The organism is Mesorhizobium sp. M0208, assembly GCF_040322015.1.
Classification (GTDB): Bacteria; Pseudomonadota; Alphaproteobacteria; order Rhizobiales; family Rhizobiaceae; genus Mesorhizobium.
On record NZ_JAMYSP010000002.1, the window covers coordinates 15,360 to 34,188 of the forward strand.

Here is an 18,829-nt window from a genome sequence, read left to right on the forward strand (position 1 = left end):
CGGCACCTTCTCCCCGGGGAGAAAGGTAAAGCTCCGGCCTCGGCGCCAACCCCTCAAAGACGGTCGCTTATCGCGTAAAACTCTGCGCGTTGCCGGCGTCGACGTTGATGATGTTGCCGGTCGATTTTGCCGACATATCGGAGGCGAAGAAATAGATCGCTTCGGCGATGTCCTCTGGGAATACCGAGCGCTTCAGCATCGAACGCGAGCGGTAATGCTCCTCGAGATCGTCGGTCGACATCTTGTAGGCGGCGGCGCGCTGTTCCTTCCACTCGCCGCTCCAGATCTTCGAGCCGCGCAGCACGGCGTCGGGATTGACGACATTGACCCTGATCTGTGCTTCCGCGCCTTCCAGCGCCAGGCAGCGTGCCAGATGGATCTCGGCGGCCTTGGCCGTGCAATAGGCGGCGGCGTTGGGCGATGCGGCAAGCCCGTTCTTGGAAGCGACGAAGACGACGTTACCGCCGATCTTCTGCGCCCGGAACAGCCGGAACGCTTCGCGCGAAACCAGGAAGTAGCCGGTCGACAAGATGTCCATGTTCTTATTCCACAGCGCCAGCGTGGTTTCCTCGATCGGCGCCGAGGAAGCCAGGCCGGCATTCGAAACGAGGATATCGATGCCGCCGAATTCGACAGCCGTCTCGGCAAAGCCGGAGATCACCTGGTCCTCGGACGTGACGTTGATGACGACGGGCCGCACGAAATCCTTGCCATAGGCCTTGGCAAGCTCGTCATTGGCGCTGGCAAGGGCTGCTTCGTCGATGTCGGCCAGCACGACGCAGGCGCCTTCGCGCAGCAGCCGGTTGGCGGTGGCCCGGCCGATGCCGCCGGCGCCGCCGGTGACCAGCGCGATCTGGCCGGCAAGGGCCTTTGGTTTCGGCAGGCGCTGCAGCTTTGCCTCTTCGAGCAGCCAGTATTCGATGTCGAAGGCTTCCTGGTCGGGCAGGCCGACATAGGCCGACACCGTCGAGGCGCCGCGCATGACGTTGATGGCGTTGACGTAGAATTCGCCCGAAATGCGCGCCGTCGCCTTGTCGCCGGCGAAGGTGAACATGCCGACGCCGGGCACCAGATAGACGACGGCGTTGGGATCACGCGCCGGCGGCGAATCCGGGTGCTTGCAGCGGTCATAATAAGCTTGATAGCCGACGCGATACTCCGCCACGTCATCGGCAAGACGGGCAATGACGGCATCGACATCGGGATTTTGAGGGTCGAACTCGATGACCATCGGCCGGATCTTGGTGCGCAGGAAATGGTCCGGGCAGGACGTGCCGAGTGCCGCCAGCGGCCGCAAATCCCTGGAATTGACGAATTCGAGCACGGCAGGGGAATCGTCGAAATGGCCGAGCTTGTGGCTGTTCTGGGAGATCAGGCCGCGGATCCTCGGCATCAGTTTTGCGGCCACGGCGCGACGCGCCGGCGCATCGAGCGATTTGACGACTTCGCCGCCGAAGATCGGCTTGCCCTGGCTCTTGCGCTCGAACCAGTCGATTGCCTGATTGATCACCGAGATCGTCGTCTCGTAGCATTCCTTCGGCGTGTCGCCCCAGCTGAACAGACCATGGCTGGCCAGCACGACGCCCTTGGCGTCGGGGTTCTCGAGGCAGAATTTCTCCAGCCACAGGCCGAGTTCGAAGCCCGGACGTTTCCATGGCAGCCAGCCGATCGTGTCGCCGAAGATCTCCTTGGTCAGCGCCTGCGAATCCTTGGCAGCGGCAATGGCTATGATGGCGTCGGGATGCATATGATCGACATAAGGCTTCGGCACGAAGGCATGCAGCGGCGTGTCGATCGAGGCCGCGCGCGGGTTGAGATTGAAGGTGCAATGAGGCAGATAGCCGACCATCTCGTCTTCATGTTCGAGGCCGCGATAGAGACCCTTCAGCGCCCGCAGTTTATCCATGTAGAGCGTGGCGAAGCCGTCGAGCTTGATCGAGGCGCTGTCGCCGCCCGAGCCCTTGACCCACAGCACTTCCACGCTTTCGCCGGTGAGCGGATCGTTTTGCCAGATCTTGGAGGAGGTGTTGCCGCCGCCATAATTGGTGACGCGCTGGTCGGAGCCAAGAACATTCGAGCGATAAACCAGACGTTCGGGCTCGCTCATTGCTTGCGCTTTTGCGTCATCCCAAAGATTGGCGAGGCGCGTGCCGGAGCGCTTGTCGAGCATAGGTATCCTCCCTTTGGGACACGCAAACGGCGCCGGTCCCTTTTGTACGAATTTCTACGCAAGCGGCTGCCTTGTCAATCACAAACGATCAATATCAGTCATATTGCATTGCACAATGAAATTATCTGATCGGAAATGATTGACACTGCGCGCTTTGGGTGCCTAGATGCTCAAGCAGGGAGGAACCATGCACGAGAAAGAGCGCCACAGGATCATTCTGTCCGCCGTCCAGGAAAAACCTGTGGTGACGGTGCAGGAGATGGTCGACCTGACGGAGTCGTCCGAGGCGACGATCCGGCGCGACATCGCGGCATTGCACGTGCAAAAACGCCTGCGCCGGGTGCGCGGCGGTGCAGAGGCGCTTTCGCCGCCGCAGTTCATCGGCCTTGCCGGCAGGCCCTTTTCCGTCAACGAGACCATCAACGCTTCGCAGAAGCGGGCAATCGCGCGGGAAGCCGTGGATCTGTGCAAGGACGGCGAGCCGATCATCATCAATGGCGGCACCACCACCTTCCAGATGGTGCATTTCCTGACCGGCCGCCGCATGCCGATCTTCACCAATTCCTTCCCGATCGCGGAGCATTTGCTCAGGCACTCCAAGAACACGGTGATGCTGTCGGGCGGCACCATCTACCGCGAGCAGAACATCATCCTGTCGCCGTTCGACAATGACGTGACACGCAATTTTTACGCGCGCCGCATGTTCATGGGCGCGCAGGGACTGGGACCGCTCGGTCTGATGGAAGGCGACCCGCTGCTGATCCAGGCCGAGCAGAAGCTGATCGATCAGGCAGACGAGTTGGTGGTGCTGGTCGATTCCTCGAAGTTCCGCAAACGCTCGAGCCTGATCCTGTGCGGCCTGTCGCGCATCGCCACGGTGATCACCGACGACGGCATCGAGGATCGCGAAGCCAAGATGCTGGAGACCGCCGGCGTGACGCTGATCATCGCCCGCACAACGGCACGCAATAAGGAAGAATCTTCGCTGCAGGCCTGAGAAAACTCGCGCCCGCAGCGGCGATGGAATGCAACGCTCAAGGGAGGATATTCGATGAGCTTCTTTAGGAAATTGATGGTTACGGCGGCGTTCTCCGCCGCCATGTTCGTGAATGCCGCCTATGCCGAGAACGTCAAGATCGCGCTGGTGGTGAAGTCGCTCGGCAACGGCTTCTTCGACGCCGCCAACAAAGGCGCCGAAGAGGCGGCCAAGGAACTAGGCGATGTCGACATCATCTACACCGGCCCGACCAAGGCGACCGCCGAAGCGCAGATCGAAGTGGTCAATTCGCTGATCGCACAGAAGGTCAACGCCATCGCCATTTCGGCGAACGACGCCGACGCGCTGGTGCCGGTGCTCAAGAAGGCGATGGAGCGCGGCATCACCGTCATCTCGTGGGATTCGGGCGTCGCGCCGGAAGGACGCCAGCTTCACCTCAACCCCTCCGACACCAACCTGATCGGCGAGACCATCATCAAGCTTGCCGCCGACTACCTGCCTGAAGGCGGCGACGTCGCCATCCTGTCGGCTTCGTCGACGGCGACCAACCAGAATGCCTGGATCGACGCGGCCAAGAAGGTGCTGCCGGAGAAGTTCCCCAAGATCAAGCTTGTCGCGACCGTCTATGGCGACGACGACTCGGCCAAAAGCACGGATGAAGCCAAGGGTCTTTTGAAGTCCTATCCGAACCTCAAGGCGATCATCGCACCGACCACGGTCGGCGTCGTTGCCGCCGCGCAGGTGGTTACCGACGAAGGCCTGATCGGCAAAGTCAACGTCACCGGCCTGGCGCTGCCGTCGGAGTTCAAGAAGTTCATCGACAATGGCGCCAGCCAAGCGGTTGCCCTGTGGAACCCGATCGATCTCGGCTACTCCGCCGTCTACCTCGCCCACGACCTGGCGGTGAAGAAGGAAGAAGCCAAGCCCGGTGCTACGCTGTCGATCGGCCGCGTCGGCAAGGTCACGCTTGACGACACCAACTCGGCTGCCATGGCTCCGCCCTTCCAGTTCGACAAGTCGAACATCGAAAAGTTCTCCAAGATCTATTGATCCTGGAGCCTTCGAAACCGCGCGGCGGGGCTCGGGTCCCGCCGCGCTTTCAAACGAACCTTGTTTCAGGGCTTGATACGATTATGGACACGACAGCCCAACACGAAATGGCGAAGGAAGCGCCTTTGTCTTCCGGACCGCGCCTGACGCTGTCCGGCATCTCGAAAAGCTTTCCCGGCGTACGCGCGCTGCACGACGTCGGCCTGTGGCTCTATCCCGGCCACGTAACCGCGCTGATCGGCGAAAACGGCGCCGGCAAGTCGACGCTGGTCAAAATAATGACCGGCATCTACCAGCCGGATTCTGGCACCATCAGCATCGACGGCCAGCCGGTCACACTGCCCAGCGCGCACGCCGCGTTCGGGCACGGCATCACCGCCATCCACCAGGAAACAGTGCTGTTCGACGATCTGACGGTGGCCGAAAACATCTTCCTCGGCCATGCCCCGCGCACGCGTTTCAAAACCATCGACTGGCGCACCATGCGCAAGAATGCCCGCGAGGTGCTCGACACGATGGGCGCCGGCCATATCGAAGCCGACGCCAGGCTGAAGGATCTCGGCATCGCCAACAAGCACCTCGTGGCGGTTGCCCGCGCCATGTCGATCGACGCCCGGATCGTCATCATGGACGAGCCGACGGCAGCGCTTTCGATGAAGGAGATCGAAGAGCTTTTCCTGCTGATCGAATTCCTCAAGAGCGACGGCAAGGCGATCCTGTTCATCAGCCACAAATTCGATGAGATCTACCGCATCGCCGACCGCTATACCGTGTTCCGCGATGGCGAGATGGTCGGCGAAGGCCTGATCAAGGACGCCGGCCAGAGCCAGATCGTGCGCATGATGGTCGGCCGCTCGGTCGATCACATCTTTCCGCAGCGCAAGGCCGAGATCGGCGCGCCGGTGCTGGCCGTCTCCGGCCTGTCGCACCCGACCGAGTTCGACGACATAGGCTTCGAGCTGCACAGGGGCGAAATCCTTGGCTTCTACGGCCTTGTCGGCGCCGGGCGCAGCGAGGTGATGCAGGCGATATCGGGCATCACCCGCACCAGCCGCGGCACGATCACGCTGGAAGGCAAGGCAATCGCGCCGAAATCGGCGGCGGATTCGATCGATGCCGGCATCGTCTATGTGCCGGAGGAACGCGGCAAACAAGGAGTGGTGATCGGCCTGCCGATCTTCCAGAACGTTTCGCTGCCTTCGCTCAAACGGACATCCAAATCCGGCATATTGCGGCTGGCCGAAGAGTTCGCGCTGGCCCGTTCCTACACAGAGCGGCTCGATCTGCGCGCCTCTTCGCTCAGCCAGGACGTCGGCACGCTGTCGGGCGGCAACCAGCAGAAGATCGTCATCGCCAAATGGCTGGCGACCGCGCCCAAGGTGATCATCCTGGACGAGCCGACGAAGGGCATCGACATCGGCTCCAAGGCGGCCGTGCACGGCTTCATGGCCGAGCTCGTCGCGCAAGGCCTGTCGGTGATCATGGTGTCGTCCGAACTGCCGGAAATCCTCGGCATGTCCGACCGCGTCGTCGTCATGCGCGAGGGCCGCATTGCCGCGGTCTACGACAATAGGGGGCTCGACGCCGAAACCTTGGTCAGGACGGCAGCGGGGATCGCGTCATGAAGGCTTTTCTCAGATATCGCGAGGTCTGGTTGCTGGCGGCAATCGTCGTGCTGATCGGGCTGATCTCAACGCGGTTTCCAGGTTTTGCCGATCCGGCCAATCTGCGCCAGGTGTTCAACGACACGTCGATCCTGATGATCCTGGCGCTCGGCCAGATGGTCGTCATCCTGACCCGCTCGATCGACCTGTCGATGGCTTCCAACCTCTGCTTCACCGGCATGGTGGTGGCGATGCTGAACGCCGCGCATCCGGCGATCCCGATCCCGCTGCTGATCGTCATCGCACTGCTGGTCGGCCTCGTGCTCGGCGCCATCAACGGCCTGCTGGTATGGCGGTTGAACATTCCCTCGATCGTGGTAACGCTCGGCACCCTCACCATCTACCGCGGCGCCACCTTCGTCATATCAGGCGGCGCCTGGGTCAACGCCGACCAGATGAGCGCTGAGTTCATCGGCCTGCAGCGCGCCGCTTTCCTCGGCATTCCGGTTCTGTCCTGGATCGCCATATTGGTCATTGCATTGTTTTTCCTCGTGATGACGCGCACCGCGCTCGGCCGCTCGATCTATGCCATCGGCGTCAACCCGACCGCATCGGTCTATGCCGGCATCGATGTCGGCCGGACGAAATTTATCGTCTTCTGCATCTCGGGGATGATCGGCGGCCTCTGTGGCTATCTGTGGATTTCGCGCTACGTCATCGCCTCGGTCGAGGTCGCGAATGGTTATGAGCTCAATATCATCGCCGCCTGCGTCATCGGCGGCATTTCGATTGCCGGCGGCATCGGTTCGGTCGGCGGCGCGGTGCTCGGCGCGCTGTTCCTCGGCATCATCTCCAACGCGCTGCCGGTGATCAACATCTCACCCTTCTGGCAGATGGCGATTTCAGGCAGCGCCATCATCCTGGCCGTGGTGCTCAACGCGCGCGGCGAACGCCGGCAAGGCCGCATCATTCTCAAGAAGGCGGAAGCGGCATGACCGACACCCCTGCTCCACGCCATATTCCCGACCGGCTCGACAAGCCTTTCACTGCGGCGATTTTTTCATGGGAAGCGCTGCTGGTCGCCGTCGCGGTGGCCATCTTTGCCGTCAACAGTTTTGCCTCGCCCTATTTCCTCGACGCTTGGTCGCTCTCGGACCTGACCTTCAACTTCACGGAAAAGGCGCTGATCGCGCTGGCCATGGCGCTGCTGATCATCTCCGGCGAAATCGACCTGTCGGTCGCCGCCATCATTGCGCTGGCGTCAACGATGATGGGCATGGCAGTGCAGGCCGGCGCCGGCACTCCGGCGCTGGTGGCAATCGGCCTCGTCGTCGGGCTCGGCTGCGGCGCCTTCAACGGCGTGCTCGTCACCAGGCTCGGCTTGCCGTCGATCGTCGTCACCATCGGCACGATGAGCCTGTTTCGCGGCATTGCCTTCATCATCCTGGGCGACCAGGCCTACAAGGGCTATCCCGCGAGCTTCGCCTTCTTCGGCCAGGGCTATGTCTGGTGGGTGGTGTCGTTCGAACTGACGCTGTTCCTGATCGCGGCAGTCGTCTACTGGTTCCTTCTGCACCGGACGAGCTTCGGCCGCCGGATCTTTGCCATCGGCAACAACCCGGTCGCGGCGCAGTTTTCCGGCGTACGTGTCGGCCGCATCAAATTCATCCTGTTTTGCCTGACCGGCCTGATGGCGGGCATCGCCTCGGTGCTGATCACATCGCGGCTCGGCTCGACCCGGCCGTCCATCGCGCAGGGCTACGAGCTGGAAGTCATCACCATGGTGGTGCTCGGCGGCGTCAGCATCCTGGGCGGCGCCGGCAGCATTCTGGGTGTGGTGCTGGCGGCGTTCATCATGGGACTGGTGACCTTCGGCCTCGGCCTGCTCAACGTGCCGGGGATCGTCATGTCGATCTTCATCGGCCTGCTGCTGATCATCGTCATCGCACTGCCGATCCTGTGGCGGCGCGTACGGCGGGAGCGCTTTGCCTGATGCCCGAAAAATATGCGTTCAAGATGAAGCTCAATCCGGGCATGAAGGCCGAATACAAGAGGCGCCACGACGACATCTGGCCGTCACTCGTAGCGTTGCTGAAACAGGCCGGTATCTCCGATTATTCGATCCATCTCGACGAGGAGACCAACATACTGTTCGGCGTGCTGTGGCGACGCGATGACCACGGGATGGACGAATTGCCGAAGCATCCGGTGATGCAGCGTTGGTGGGCCGAGATGGCGGACATCATGGAGACCAGGCCGAACAACGAGCCGGTGGCGGTGCCGCTGGAAGCAATGTTCCATATGGAATGACCAGCAACGTCGCCGTCATCGATATCGGCAAGACCAACGCCAAGGTGGCGCTGGTCGATCTCGCCACATCGAGCGAAGTGGCCCTGCGCACGGTGGCGAACGAGCCTGTTCGGCAAGGCCAGTACCCCCACCATGACGTCGAGCGGTTATGGGCGTTTATCCTCGGCAGCCTGGCCGAGATCGATCGCGAGCAGCGCATCGATGCGATATCGATCACCACCCATGGCGCAACGGGCGTGCTGGTCGACGCATCAGGCGAACTGGCGCTGCCGGTGCTCGACTACGAATTCGACGGGCCGGATGCCCTTGCCAGGGACTATGACACGATCCGTCCCGCGTTCTCCGAGACCGGCACGCCGCGCCTGCCGGCCGGCCTCAATCTCGGTGCGCAGCTGTTCTGGCAGCAGAAGCGCTTTCCGGCGGATTTCGCCAAAACCGCCGCGATGCTGATGTACCCGCAATACTGGGCCTTGCGCCTGACCGGCGTCGCAGCCAGCGAAGTGACGTCGCTCGGCTGCCACACTGATCTATGGAACCCGTGGAAAGCGGATTTTTCCTCGCTGGTCGACCGGCTGCAATGGCGACGGCTAATGGCGCCGGTGCGGCAGGCCAAGGACCGCCTGGGCCCGATCCTGCCCGCTCTGGCGCGGCAAACCGGCCTCGACCCGCAAACGCCGGTGTTTTGCGGCCTGCACGATTCCAACGCCTCGCTGCTGCCGCATCTCCTATCCAGCAAGCCGCCTTTCTCCGTCGTCTCGACCGGCACCTGGGTGGTGTCGATGGCGGTCGGCGGCAGCAAGGTCACGCTCGATCCGGCACGCGACACGCTGGTCAATGTCAACGCACTCGGCGATCCCGTGCCGTCGGCGCGCTTCATGGGCGGCCGCGAGTTTTCCGTGCTGACCGAGGGCCAATCGGAGAACTGGACGGAAGACGATGTTGCTACCGTGCTGGCGCGCAAGACGTCTCTATTGCCTTCCACGCAACAAGGTTCGGGGCCGTTTCCGCATCGTACCGCATCATGGTTTAACGCGGACGGTATGAGCGCCGGCCAGCGCTTTGTCGCCATCTCGTTCTACCTGGCGCTGATGACCGCGACCTGCCTCGATCTGATCGGCGCGGACGGTCCCACCGTAGTCGAAGGACCCTTCGCCCGCAACCGGCTGTTCACCCGCATGCTGGCTGCGGCGACTGCGCGCGCCGCCATTGCCTCCGAGGCTGCGACAGGCACCAGCATCGGCGCCGCGCTGCTGGCGTCGGACCGGGGGACACCGCAAGGCAGAGGCGAAAGGACCGAACCCTCGGCCGATCCGGTCTGGACAAGTTACGTGCGCTCCTGGCGTTCGGCGTTCGACGAACGAGCCTGACCGCCGAGCTCATGGCGTCCTGATGTTCGGAGATGCCTAGCCCACGTAGAGCAATCCTTGTGGATCGATCTCCGGCTTGCGGCCGGCAACGAGGTCGGCGAGGAACTTTCCCGAACCGCAGGCCATGGTCCAGCCGAGATGGCCGTGGCCGGTGTCGAGGTAGAGATTGTCGTACCGCGCCCGGCCGATGACCGGCACGGAGTTCGGCATCATCGGGCGAAGTCCAGCCCAGAGCTCGGCCTTGCTCTCGTCGAAAGCCCCGGGGAACAGGTCTTTGCCGGTGTTCAGGATCGAGTTGAAATCGCGTGGCTTGAACGTGCGGTCGAAACCGGTGAACTCCGCCGTCGAGGACATCCGCAGCCGGTTTCCCAGCCTGGAATAGCCGATCAGCCGGTCCTCGTCGGCGCCGCCCATGATCGGCCCCTTGCTTTCATCTTCCAGCGGAACAGTCACGGTATAGCCCTTCACCGGATAGACGGGCAGATCGATGCCGTAGCGGCGGCCGAGCAGACCGCTCTCCGGCCCCATGGAAATGACCACCGCGTCACCGGCCACCGGGCCGGCCGAGGTCATCACGGCGCGCACGCGGCCGCCGTCGATGTCGAGGCCTTCGACCGTGGTGCCGTAGAGGAATTGGACCCCGAGTTTCTCGGCGGCATAGGCAGCGAGGCGCTGCGTGAATTGGCTGGAGTCGCCGGTCTGGTCGATCGGCGAATAGACGCCGCCGGCAATCTTGTCCTTGGCGCCGGCGAGGCCCGGCTCGAGCTCGACCAGCCGGTCGCGGCCGACGATCTCGATCGGCAGGCCGTGTTCGCCGAGATAGCGGTAATTGTCGGTGCCGGTATCAAAGCTCTGCTGCGAGCGGAAGAAATACAGAATGCCCTTCTTGCGCTCGTCATAGTGGATGCCGGTCTCGGCGGAGACGGCGTTGATGCAGTCGCGCGAATAAAGCGCCAGACGCAGCTTGACATCGGTGTTGGCGCGCATGCGCTTATGCGTGCACTGGCGCAGGAAGCGCAGGCTCCAGGCGAAAAAATACGGATCGAAGCGCAGCCGCACCTTGATGCCGAGATCGTGGTTGTAGAGGCCGCGCAGGAACGTCTTCAGCGCGGCTGGCGAGGCCCAAGCGGTGGCGTCTCCGGGCGACACCAGGCCGGCATTCGACCGGCTGGTGCCGCGTGCTGCCGCCGGATGGCGCTCGATCACCGTCACCTCATGGCCGTCGCTGGCCAGATAATAGGCCGCCGCCGTACCGACGACGCCGGCCCCAAATACCAGGATTTTCATTCCGCCCCCAGCGCGCCGAACCAACCTTTGCGGAGAGCCCGCTTCACCCCAGAGCCGAATTCTTGCTGGTCAGGATGCGCTCCCAGGCAAGCGCATCGGCAACGATCTGGTCGAGGTTGTCGCGCTGCGGGGTCCAGCCGAGCTCACCGCGCGCCAGCTCCGAATTGGCGACGACCGCGGCGGCGTCGCCGGCGCGGCGATCGCCCATCCGTACCTCGAAATCATGGCCGAAGACGCGGCGGACGCTGTCGATGACCTCGAGCACCGAATAGCCGTGGCTGTAGCCACAATTGGCGACCAGGTTCGATCCGCCGGCACGCAGCCGCTGAAGCGCCAGCCGATGCGCCGCCGCCAGGTCGCTGACGTGGATATAGTCGCGCATGCAGGTGCCGTCCGGCGTCGGATAGTCGGTGCCGAACACCTGCATGAAGGAGCGCTTGCCGAGCGCCGTCTCGCAGGCGACCTTGATCAGATGCGTGGCACCGGGCGTCGACTGGCCGGTGCGGCCCTTCGGATCGGCGCCGGCGACGTTGAAATAGCGCAGCGCCGTATAGCGCAACCCATGGGCAATCGCCGCGTCGCGCAGCATCCATTCGCTCATCAGCTTGGACAGGCCATAGGGCGATTCCGGCGCAAGCCGGGCATCCTCGCGTACCGGCTCCAGGCCGGCGCCGCCATAGACGGCGGCGGTCGAGGAAAAGATGAAATTGGGCACGCCTTCGCGCACCGCGGTCTCGATCAAGGTGCGCGTCTTGCAGGTGTTGTTCTCGTAATAGGCAAGCGGGTCGGCGACCGATTCGGGAACCACGATCGAGCCGGCGAAATGGATGATCGCGTCGACCTTATTGTCGCGGATGATCGAGGCAACCAGTTCCCTGTCGGCGACGTCGCCGACGACGAGCTTTGCTTCCGGAGCCACTGCCCATTCAAAGCCGGTGGAAAGCCGGTCGAGGACGACGACGCTGTCACCCGTGTCCAGCAATTCCCAGACCATATGGCTACCGATATAGCCGGCCCCGCCTGTCACCAAAACCGTCATCCGCATCCTCGCTATTCATGATTTGTCGGAACTGTCTCAATCGTCGCCTTACTGGAAAACCTGCCGCCGAGCCATTAGAACCTGCGGTAACCGGTCTCATCGGCGCGTGGCATTGTCCTGAAACAAGATTGATCCACATCAAGGGAATAGGCCACGTTCCGTGGTCGTTAGGAACAGGCTCGGGGCGTGGCATTTTGACCAAAAAGGCCAAGTGGACGACGAATGGGCCAATGACTATGATCGCGCGCAAAATTGGGAAGGCGACATGAACTACCAGCGGTTTTTCGAGGAAGCGATCGACCAGCTCCATGCGGAGCGTCGCTACCGCGTCTTCGCCGACCTTGAGCGTATCGTCGGGAAATTCCCGCGCGCCATCTGGCGCGCCAATGGCCGCGCCGAGGAAATCACCGTCTGGTGCTCCAACGATTATCTCGGCATGGGCCAGCATCCCGACGTCATTGCCGCGTTCCAGAAGGCGGCAGGCAAGATGGGGTCGGGTGCCGGCGGCACCCGCAACATCTCCGGCACCAGCAACCCGCTGGTCGAGCTCGAACTGGAGCTTGCCGACCTGCACGACAAGGAAGCGGCACTGGTTTTTACCTCCGGCTTCGTTTCAAACGAGGCGTCGATCTCGACCATTGCAAAGCTGCTTCCCAATTGCCTGATCATCTCGGACGAACTCAACCACGCTTCGATGATCGAGGGCGTGCGGCGCTCGGGCGCCGAGAAGAAGATCTTCCGCCATAATGACGTGGCACATCTCGAAAGCCTGCTGCAGACGGCTGGCCGCGAGCGCGCCAAGCTGATCGTCTTCGAGAGCGTCTATTCGATGGACGGCGACATCGCGCCGATCAAGCAGATCGTCGAACTCGCCGAGCGTTACAACGCCATGACCTACATCGACGAGGTCCACGCCGTCGGCATGTACGGGCCGCGCGGCGGCGGCATCACCGAGCGCGAAGGGCTGGCCGACCGCATCGACATCATCGAGGGCACGCTGGCCAAGGCGTTCGGCACGCTTGGCGGCTACATCGCCGGCAACACTGCGGTGATCGACGCGGTGCGTTCCTATGCGCCGGGCTTCATCTTCACCACGGCGTTGCCGCCAGCGATCGCTGCAGCGGCAACCACCTCGATCCGCCATCTCAAGCGTTCGCAGGCCGAGCGCGACGCGCAGCTGCGTCAGGCGACACGGACCAAGCAAGTGCTGGCCGCAGCCGGCCTGCCGGTGATGGAATCGCCTACCCACATCGTGCCGCTTCTGGTCGGCGATCCCGAGCTCTGCAAGATGGCCAGCGACCGCTTGCTCGGTGTGCACGGCATCTATATCCAGCCGATCAACTACCCGACAGTGCCGCGCGGCACCGAGCGGCTGCGCATCACGCCTACACCGTTCCATTCGGACGCGCTGATTGCCTCCCTGCAGGACGCGCTGGTCGAGACATGGGACGCGTTGGGGATTCCCTACGGTTCGGCCGGCCGGCCTTCAGTAGCCAAGAGCGACCGCGTCATTCCGTTGCTGGTGCCGAAGTCGGGCGGGTGAAGCCCGTTTGAAACTCTACTCAGGCTTTGAGGCAGCTCACACACTCGTCATCCATTTCGCCAGCCGGTGCGCGGCTTCTTCGAGCTGGTCGAGGCGGCGGTGGAAGCACAGCCTGAGGAAGGCTTCGCCGCCGGGGCCGAAGGCGGTGCCGGGGGCCAGGCCGACATTGGCGCGGTCGACCATGTCGAAGGCGGCGGCGCGGGAATCGGTGACGCCGTCGACCGCGAAGAACAGATAGAATGCGCCCTGCGGCACGGTGAAGCGCGCCCGGCCGGTTTCGGCAAGAATACCGCAGACCAGGTCGCGCGCCGCCCTCGCCCGCTCCACCTGCTCGACGATGAAGGCATCGCCCTCATCCAGCGCAACGACGGCCCCGCGCTGCATGAACTGGGCAACGCCGGAAGTCGAATACTGGACCAGGTTTTCGAACACCTGCTGCAAGGTGGGATGGATCTTGATCCAGCCGATGCGCCAGCCGGTCATCGCCCAGTTCTTGGAAAAAGAATTGACGAACAGAATGCGGTCCTCATCGGCCATGATGTCGATGAACGACGGCGCGCGGCCGTGGCCGTAATGAAACAGCGAGTAGATCTCGTCGGCGATAATCCACAGACCCCTTTGGCGGGCAAGATCGAGGATCGCCTGCAACGTTTCCTTGTCGGCAGTCCAGCCGGTCGGGTTGGACGGCGTGTTGACGAACAGCGCCTTGGTCCGTGGCGTGATCGCCGCTGCGATCTTGTCGACATCGCAGGACCAGCCATTGCCCGACTGATCGAGCGTCACCGCGACTGGCACGGCGCCGGCTACCCCGGCGGCGGCGGCGAAGTTCGGCCATGCCGGCGACAGGTAGACGAGTTCGTCGCCCTTGCCGGCCACCGCGTCGATGGCCAGCTGGATGGCATGCATGCCGGAGCCGGTGACGATGAATTCTTCGTTGGCGAAAGTCTTGCCGAAATGCCTGGTGTAGTAGCGGGCGAGCGCCTGCCTGAGTTCGGGAATGCCTCTCTGCCAGGTATAGAAGGTTTCGCCGCCGGCGAGTGCCTTGGCGGCGGCATCGGTGATGAAGGCGGGCGTCGGCAGGTCACCCTCGCCGGCCCAGAGCGGGATCATGCCGTCGCGGCCGCGGCCACGGTTCATGACGGCGACAATGCCGCTTTCAGGCGCCGCCCGAGCCTCGGCGCGCAAGGTATCGATCAAGGTCATGGATAGGTCCGTTTTCGTTTGCTCGACTGCTAGCGTGTTTCAGGGCGGGCGAAAACAGAAAACCCCGGCCGCAAGCGACCAGGGTTTTGGTCCAGAGAGGTTCTCGCAAGTGCTATTTTCTGGCGAGGAGATCGCGAATTTCGGTGAGCAGCGCGACGTCGGCTGGCGGCGGAGCGGCCGGGGCAGCCGGTTTTTCGCGCTCCAGCCGCTGGCGCAGATTGTTCACCGCTTTGATCATCAGGAAGATGATGAAAGCGAGGATAAGGAAGTTCAGCGCCACGGTGATGAAGCTGCCATAGGCGAAGACAGCGCCCTGTTTCTTCGCATCGGCCAGTGAGGTTGCATTCACCGCGGAAGACAGGGGTATGAAGTAGTTGTTGAAGTCCAGTCCTCCGAAGATCGCGCCAACAATAGGCATGATGATGTCGTCGACCAGCGAGGTGACGATCTTGCCGAAGGCAGCGCCAATGATGACGGCGACGGCCAGGTCCATCACATTGCCCCTGGAAATGAATTCCTGAAACTCTTTCAGCATTCGACTCCTCCTTGTCCTGACCGGCCGTTCTGCCGTCCGCTCCTCGGCATTGACCGGCCAGCAGAATAGCAAAAACCTGCGGTTGCAACAGGAGCAAAAGCTGGTTTCAGCCGGTCACGATTGCCTGACGCAGCCGCTATAATACGCCGAAAGCCGCGATGGACTCGATCGCCAAGCTGTGATTGCGTCAGCAAGGCCGGATGAAAAGCCGGCGCAGGGAGGAAGTTCGAGGCGTGCAGGGCTGGTTCATCGTCATCATCGCGATTGCCTATGTGACGTTGCTGTTTGCCATCGCCAGCCTGGGCGACCGGCGCTCGACTTCATCCGGCCCCGGCCGCGCCCGGCCCTTCATCTATGCGCTCAGCCTTGCCATCTACTGCACCTCCTGGACCTTCTTCGGCTCGGTCGGGCTGTCCTCCGAGCGCGGCCTCGAGTTCCTCGGCATCTATATCGGACCGGTGCTGGTGTTTGTGTTCGGCTTTCCGCTGCTGCAGCGCATCGTCAGGCTGGCCAAGACCGAGAAGATCACCTCGATCGCCGACTTTCTCGGCGCCCGCTACGGCAAGAGTTTTGCTGTCGCGGCGATCGCCACACTGATCGCGACCATCGGGGCGGTGCCCTATATGGCGCTGCAATTGAAGGCAATCTCCGGCTCGGTCAGCCTGATGGTCGAACACTATACCGGCGCGCCGCCCTCCTTCGATCCGTTCGTCAGCGACATCTCACTGGTCGTGGCCATGCTGCTGGCGCTGTTCGCGGTGCTGTTCGGCACGCGCCATGCCGACGCCACCGAACACCAGGACGGGCTGGTGCTGGCTGTGGCAGTCGAAACGGTGGTCAAGCTCGCCGCCTTCCTGGCGATCGGCCTGATGGTCACGTTCTTGATCTTCGGCGGGCCGGGCGACATGTTCGACCGGCTCGCCGAAAACACGCAGGTGCGCCAGGCGATGGGCTACAACACCTCCCTCGCTACCTGGCTGGTGCTGACATGCCTGAGCGGCTTTGCCATCCTCATGTTGCCGCGCCAGTTCTACGTCACCATCGTCGAAAACCGCAGCGAGGCCGAGCTGCGCACCGCGACATGGGTGTTTCCGCTCTATCTGGTGGCGATCAACCTGTTCGTGCTGCCGATCGCGCTGGCCGGCCTGGAACTGGTCGGCACGAGAACCAGCAGCGACCTCTATGTGCTGTCACTGCCGCTGTTCAGCGGCCACGACGTGCTGGCCATGGCCGCCTTCATCGGCGGCCTGTCGGCGGCGACCGCAATGGTGATCGTCGAGAGCGTCGCGCTGTCGATCATGATCTCCAACGATCTGGTCATTCCTCTGTTCGTGAGGCGATTGCTGCGGACCACGACCTCCGAGAACGAGGACTGGTCGACGCTCATCTTGAATGTGCGGCGGGCGGCGATCTTCATCATGCTGTTTATCGCCTTCCTCTACTACCGCGAGAGCACCAACAACGCGCGTCTGTCCTCGATCGGCCTGATGTCATTCGCCGCGATCGCGCAGTTCGCGCCGGCAATGATCGGCGGCCTGGTCTGGCGCGGCGCCAACGGCCGGGGTGCCGCACTCGGCATGGTCGCCGGCATCGTCGTCTGGAGCTACACGCTGCTGCTTCCCTCGCTCGTCGCGCCCGATACCGGCATCCTCGTCCACGGCCTGTTCGGCTTAGATGCGTTGCGGCCGCAAGCTCTTTTCGGCACCGTCGCCGAGCCGCTGAACCATGGCGTGCTGTGGAGCCTGTCGATCAACACGCTGTTTTTTGTGTTCGGCTCGCTGTCGCGGGCGTCGGTGCCGCTGGAGCGCATCCAGGCGTCGATCTTCGTGCCGCGCGAGGCGGGGCCGCTGCCGAGCCTGCGCCGCTTCCGCACCACCATCACCGTCAACGACCTCAAGGACACGATCGCGCGCTATCTCGGTGTCGAACGCACCGAGCGGTCATTCCAGTCATTCGAAAAGAGCAGCGGCACTTCACTGCACGGCAACGAGCAGGCCAGCATGGATGTCATCCGTTTCTCCGAGCAGCTTCTGGCCAGCGCCGTCGGCTCGTCCTCGGCGCGGCTGATCCTGTCGCTGCTGCTGCGCCGCAACGACCGCGAATCCAAGGACGCCTTCCGCCTGCTCGACGACGCCACCGAGGCGCTGCAGCACAATCGCGACCTGCTGCAGATCGCGCTCGACCAGATGGAACAGGGCATCACTGTCTTCGACCGGGATTTCCGGTTGATCTGCTGGAACCGCCAGTACCGGGCGCTGTTCGACCTGCCCGACGAGATGGGCCAGGTCGGCGTCTCACTCGATCGTATCCTGCGCCACCTTGCCGAGCGCGGCGATATACCGGCAGATCAACGCGTTACCATGCTGAACCGCCTGACCAGCTTCGTCAGCCCCTGGCAGATGGAGCTGAAGACCAGCGGGCGCATTCTCGAATTGCGCTCCAACCCGATGCCGGACGGCGGCATCGTCGCCACCTACGCCGACATTTCCGGACGCGTCGAGCAGGATCTGGCGCTTAAGCGCGCCAACGAATCCCTGGAACAGCGGGTGAAGAGCCGCACCGCCGAGCTCACCCGCGTCAACGAGGAGCTGGCGCAGGCGCAGATGCTGGCCGAGGAGGCCAATCTCGGCAAGACCCGCTTCCTCGCTGCCGCCGGCCACGACATCTTGCAGCCGTTGAACGCCGCCCGCCTGTATTGCTCGTCGCTGATCGAGAAGACCGGCAAGGGGCCTGCCGGCAAGGCGGCGATGAACATCGAATCGTCGCTGGAATCGGTCGAGACCATCCTCGGCGCGGTGCTCGACATTTCGCGCCTCGATGCTGGCGCGATGAAGCCGGACGATACGACCTTCGGCCTCGACGGGCTGCTGCGCCAGATCGGCAACGACTTCCGGCCGCTTGCCGCCGAAAAGAAGCTCGAGCTCTCGATCATGCCGTCGTCGCTCAGCGTGATGACGGACCGCAATTTGCTGCGCCGCCTGATCCAGAACCTGGTCTCCAACGCCATCAAGTATACGCGCCGTGGCCGTATCCTGGTCGGCGTGCGGCGGCGCGGCGAACTGGCCGAGATCCAGGTGATCGACACCGGCATCGGCATTGCCGGCGACAAGCTGAACACCGTGTTTCGCGAATTCACCCGGCTGGACGAGGGCGCGCGCGAGGCGGAAGGCCTTGGCCTTGGGCTCTCCATTGTCGACCGCATCGCCCGCGTCCTGCGCCTCGAAATCCGGATCTTCTCCAACCCCGGCAAGGGCACACGCTTTTCCGTGCTGCTCCCTGCGGCGGCCGTGCAGGCGCCGCGACGCGAGGCCGAGGCGAAGCCGCCTGCCCGTGCCGCGGCCTCGCTTGCCGGGCTCAATGTGCTCTGCATCGACAATGACGGCCGCATCCTCGACGGCATGCGGCTCCTGCTCGAGGGCTGGGGCTGCAGCGTCGACACGCTATCCGGCGCGGAGGAGCTCGACAGGTCCGGCATGCATCGGCCGGACATCGTGCTTGCCGACTATCATCTCGACAACAGGACCGGCCTCGAATTGATCGCCCAGTTGCGTGCGATCCATGGCGAGGACCTGCCGGCCGTGCTGGTCACCGCCGACCGTTCCAGCGAGGTTCGCGCCGCCGCCGGCAGGCTCGACGTGCCGGTGATCAGCAAACCGCTGAAACCGGCGATGCTGCGCTCGATGATGGCCAGGGTCAGGCCGCTGGCGCCGGCGGCCGAATAGGG

Annotated in this window: 14 protein-coding genes; 9 read left to right on the forward strand and 5 right to left on the reverse strand. The window is 63.3% G+C overall.

Features of this window, described 5'->3' with window-relative positions; translation table 11 throughout:
* Window positions 1–67: 67 nt before the first annotated feature.
* Entirely contained in the window at window positions 68–2,170 is a 2,103-nt protein-coding gene (locus NKJ17_RS02175) for a bifunctional rhamnulose-1-phosphate aldolase/short-chain dehydrogenase (RefSeq protein WP_352686718.1), read from the reverse strand.
* A 187-nt stretch (window positions 2,171–2,357) separates the two neighbouring features.
* Here NKJ17_RS02175 and NKJ17_RS02180 point away from each other — a divergent pair, with 187 nt between their 5' ends.
* The 7 genes from NKJ17_RS02180 (at window position 2,358) to NKJ17_RS02210 (ending at window position 9,498) form a co-directional block, all read left to right on the forward strand.
* Entirely contained in the window at window positions 2,358–3,167 is an 810-nt protein-coding gene (locus NKJ17_RS02180) for a DeoR/GlpR family DNA-binding transcription regulator (protein WP_352686721.1), read from the forward strand.
* A gap of 54 nt (window positions 3,168–3,221) precedes the next feature.
* Complete coding sequence (rhaS, locus tag NKJ17_RS02185; RefSeq protein ID WP_254820009.1) at window positions 3,222–4,217, forward strand: rhamnose ABC transporter substrate-binding protein; 996 nt, start codon at window positions 3,222–3,224, stop codon at window positions 4,215–4,217.
* 83 nt (window positions 4,218–4,300) lie between these two features.
* Window positions 4,301–5,842, forward strand: coding sequence for a sugar ABC transporter ATP-binding protein (locus NKJ17_RS02190; protein WP_352686724.1), 1,542 nt, complete (start codon window positions 4,301–4,303; stop codon window positions 5,840–5,842).
* On the forward strand, window positions 5,839–6,816 hold the full coding sequence (locus NKJ17_RS02195) for an ABC transporter permease (protein ID WP_254820007.1): 978 nt from the start codon (window positions 5,839–5,841) through the stop codon (window positions 6,814–6,816). The genes NKJ17_RS02190 and NKJ17_RS02195 overlap by 4 nt, the downstream gene beginning before the upstream one ends.
* Window positions 6,813–7,814 (forward strand): ABC transporter permease, encoded by a 1,002-nt coding sequence (locus NKJ17_RS02200; RefSeq protein ID WP_352686727.1) that lies wholly within the window; start codon window positions 6,813–6,815, stop codon window positions 7,812–7,814. Before NKJ17_RS02195 ends, NKJ17_RS02200 begins: the two co-directional genes overlap by 4 nt.
* The gene (rhaM, locus tag NKJ17_RS02205; protein WP_352686730.1) at window positions 7,814–8,131 is read left to right on the forward strand and encodes an L-rhamnose mutarotase; all 318 of its coding nucleotides are present in this window, start codon (window positions 7,814–7,816) and stop codon (window positions 8,129–8,131) included. Before NKJ17_RS02200 ends, rhaM begins: the two co-directional genes overlap by 1 nt.
* Window positions 8,128–9,498: an FGGY-family carbohydrate kinase gene (locus tag NKJ17_RS02210; protein WP_352686732.1), complete on the forward strand. Its 1,371-nt coding sequence runs from the start codon at window positions 8,128–8,130 to the stop codon at window positions 9,496–9,498. The genes rhaM and NKJ17_RS02210 overlap by 4 nt, the downstream gene beginning before the upstream one ends.
* Before the next feature lie 36 nt (window positions 9,499–9,534).
* Here NKJ17_RS02210 and NKJ17_RS02215 read toward each other — a convergent pair whose 3' ends face one another.
* Complete coding sequence (locus NKJ17_RS02215) at window positions 9,535–10,785, reverse strand: D-amino acid dehydrogenase (RefSeq protein ID WP_352686735.1); 1,251 nt, start codon at window positions 10,783–10,785, stop codon at window positions 9,535–9,537.
* Between the two features lie 43 nt (window positions 10,786–10,828).
* A complete protein-coding gene (galE, locus tag NKJ17_RS02220) occupies window positions 10,829–11,824 on the reverse strand; it encodes a UDP-glucose 4-epimerase GalE (protein ID WP_352686738.1) in 996 nt (331 codons plus the stop codon).
* Between the two features lie 265 nt (window positions 11,825–12,089).
* Between galE and hemA the strand changes: the two genes are divergently transcribed.
* Window positions 12,090–13,367 carry a 5-aminolevulinate synthase gene (gene hemA / locus NKJ17_RS02225; RefSeq protein ID WP_254816350.1) on the forward strand — a complete coding sequence of 426 codons (1,278 nt, stop codon included), beginning with the start codon at window positions 12,090–12,092 and terminating at the stop codon, window positions 13,365–13,367.
* Window positions 13,368–13,403: 36 nt separating this feature from the next.
* Here hemA and NKJ17_RS02230 read toward each other — a convergent pair whose 3' ends face one another.
* Window positions 13,404–14,570, reverse strand: coding sequence for a pyridoxal phosphate-dependent aminotransferase (locus NKJ17_RS02230; RefSeq protein WP_352506201.1), 1,167 nt, complete (start codon window positions 14,568–14,570; stop codon window positions 13,404–13,406).
* Window positions 14,571–14,682: 112 nt separating this feature from the next.
* Window positions 14,683–15,105, reverse strand: coding sequence for a large conductance mechanosensitive channel protein MscL (gene mscL, locus NKJ17_RS02235; RefSeq protein ID WP_352506200.1), 423 nt, complete (start codon window positions 15,103–15,105; stop codon window positions 14,683–14,685).
* Window positions 15,106–15,338: 233 nt separating this feature from the next.
* Here mscL and NKJ17_RS02240 point away from each other — a divergent pair, with 233 nt between their 5' ends.
* Entirely contained in the window at window positions 15,339–18,827 is a 3,489-nt protein-coding gene (locus tag NKJ17_RS02240) for a PAS domain-containing hybrid sensor histidine kinase/response regulator (protein ID WP_352506233.1), read from the forward strand.
* Window positions 18,828–18,829 lie beyond the last annotated feature (2 nt).

Bases quoted from the DNA above. Each gene is read 5' to 3' on its own strand.
- NKJ17_RS02175 (WP_352686718.1), bottom strand. From the start codon at position 2,170: ATGCTCGACAAGCGCTCCGGCACGCGCCTCGCCAATCTTTGGGATGAC.
- NKJ17_RS02180 (WP_352686721.1), top strand. From the start codon at position 2,358: ATGCACGAGAAAGAGCGCCACAGGATCATTCTGTCCGCCGTCCAGGAA.
- rhaS (WP_254820009.1), top strand. From the start codon at position 3,222: ATGAGCTTCTTTAGGAAATTGATGGTTACGGCGGCGTTCTCCGCCGCC.
- NKJ17_RS02190 (WP_352686724.1), top strand. From the start codon at position 4,301: ATGGACACGACAGCCCAACACGAAATGGCGAAGGAAGCGCCTTTGTCT.
- NKJ17_RS02195 (WP_254820007.1), top strand. From the start codon at position 5,839: ATGAAGGCTTTTCTCAGATATCGCGAGGTCTGGTTGCTGGCGGCAATC.
- NKJ17_RS02200 (WP_352686727.1), top strand. From the start codon at position 6,813: ATGACCGACACCCCTGCTCCACGCCATATTCCCGACCGGCTCGACAAG.
- rhaM (WP_352686730.1), top strand. From the start codon at position 7,814: ATGCCCGAAAAATATGCGTTCAAGATGAAGCTCAATCCGGGCATGAAG.
- NKJ17_RS02210 (WP_352686732.1), top strand. From the start codon at position 8,128: ATGACCAGCAACGTCGCCGTCATCGATATCGGCAAGACCAACGCCAAG.
- NKJ17_RS02215 (WP_352686735.1), bottom strand. From the start codon at position 10,785: ATGAAAATCCTGGTATTTGGGGCCGGCGTCGTCGGTACGGCGGCGGCC.
- galE (WP_352686738.1), bottom strand. From the start codon at position 11,824: ATGACGGTTTTGGTGACAGGCGGGGCCGGCTATATCGGTAGCCATATG.
- hemA (WP_254816350.1), top strand. From the start codon at position 12,090: ATGAACTACCAGCGGTTTTTCGAGGAAGCGATCGACCAGCTCCATGCG.
- NKJ17_RS02230 (WP_352506201.1), bottom strand. From the start codon at position 14,570: ATGACCTTGATCGATACCTTGCGCGCCGAGGCTCGGGCGGCGCCTGAA.
- mscL (WP_352506200.1), bottom strand. From the start codon at position 15,105: ATGCTGAAAGAGTTTCAGGAATTCATTTCCAGGGGCAATGTGATGGAC.